We start from the raw sequence: 1,558 nt of genomic DNA, 5'->3' as shown, positions 1-1,558 counted from the left end.
GGCTTCCTTTCGTTTCCAGAAGTCAGCGCCAGCGATATTGCGTAGTGGAATCTTGAAGCGGCCCGGGCTGTCGTCGGGTTCTCGGTAGCCCCAGTAGAAGCGGATGACGGGGGAGTAGCCGGGGTTGTCCGATTTGATCCTGCGCGGGTGCTTCGTGCTGCTACCGGAAGGATCGGGGCTTTCGTCCACATACGAATTCGCCTTCAACTGGAATGCGCTCCCATCCAATCCAAGGCGCTCGTTCAACCCCTCACACAACGCCTGCTCGGCCTTGTCATACCACTCCCCCTCCGAATTCACCCCATGCACAAAAATGATGATCCCCGGCAAGTGCGGCGGCACACGCGCCTCGGCCCTCACCTGGTAGCTGGCAGGGGTCAGAAAGGATTCCCAGTACGGCTTGCCGAATGCGTCGCGTTGCATCGGCACAACGCGTGTGGAGGTGGCGGGCCGCACCTCGGGTGGCTCTTCAACGTGGGGCTTCGTATTGGCGGATTTACGAGAATCGGAAGATTGGTCGGTCATTTCAAAGTTCTCGATTGACATGGAGTAGCTGCATGCCCTGGGCGATATCGCGCGTCAGGATGTCGGTCTCGCCAGCGGCATTCGTGCGGCCTTCGACGATGTCGCCATTGGCCAGGCGAATTCGATAGAGGCTGTTGATGATTGGCGCGCCGTCGAATTCATCCGTCAGCACGAACCGCTCTGTCTGCGCCGGGTCCGTGCGGGCGAAGCCTGGCAACGGAAGCTCCAGCGACCCCGGTCCGGACTTGTCGATTTCAATCAGTTTGAGAATGAGCCGCCCGCTGCCGCCGATCTCGACGTTGTCGCCGTGCACCTTGACGTAGGCGCTGCCGCCGCCGTTCAGCACCACGCCGTTGCGCGCGTTGGCTGTCAGCGTGCCGCTGGCGCTCGCGAGCTGAACGTCCTTTTCGGCCACCAGTTCCATGGCATCGGCCTGAGCCTGGATCAGGACCTTTCCTCGCGCCGCAATCAGCTTGAGACCGAGCCTGTGAGCAAACAGCGATATCGTTTCGCCCGCCGCGATCACGACGTTACGCAGCGCGTGAAGATGGAAGAGGGCAGCGGTCTTGATGCCGATATCTTTACCGGCGGCCATGGAAATCCGGTCGGGCGTGGTGGCGGCAATGCCGGCTGGGGCCGACAGCACCACAACGGCTTGCTGCAACTCGACAACGCTGTCCTTGAGCCAGCGGTTCTCGGCTTTCAGATCGGCGACTTCGGCGACGGCCAGACGCGCGGCCTCGGCCAGGCCTTCCGCCTGGGCAATGGCCAACTCCAGCTGGCTAGAGGCCGGCAAGAGATCGGCCTGAGGCCCGTTGGCTGCCTTTTGAACATCGGCCGTCAGCCAAAGCCCCGCACCCGCGCGGACACAACCCTTGAGGTCGGTCCGCAACTCAAACCCCTGCCCCCGCTCCTTCATCTGGCGGTCCACCAGATATCCGAGATTCAATTGCGACTTGCCGCCGTACTCGGTCGACAGCTTGATCCCCTCATGCCCCTCCCAGTCCTCGAAGCGCAGCTTGTTGTTGCGCTG

The 1,558-nt window shown here is 62.1% G+C and carries 2 protein-coding genes; both read right to left on the bottom strand.

Annotated features, from left to right (window positions below; translation table 11 throughout):
- A partial coding sequence (locus tag AC3G88_RS29365) for a T6SS effector phospholipase Tle3 domain-containing protein (RefSeq protein WP_488894490.1) occupies positions 1 to 546 on the bottom strand: 546 nt, incomplete at its 3' end.
- The coding region (locus AC3G88_RS29360) for a DUF2345 domain-containing protein (protein WP_488894489.1) at positions 527 to 1,558 on the bottom strand (1,032 nt) is incomplete at its 5' end. The genes AC3G88_RS29365 and AC3G88_RS29360, both read right to left, overlap by 20 nt.

This window comes from Cupriavidus sp. 86D6, assembly GCF_057815095.1.
The sequence above is the reverse complement of the archived record's forward strand: the minus strand, read 5'-3'. Positions and strand labels throughout refer to the sequence as shown.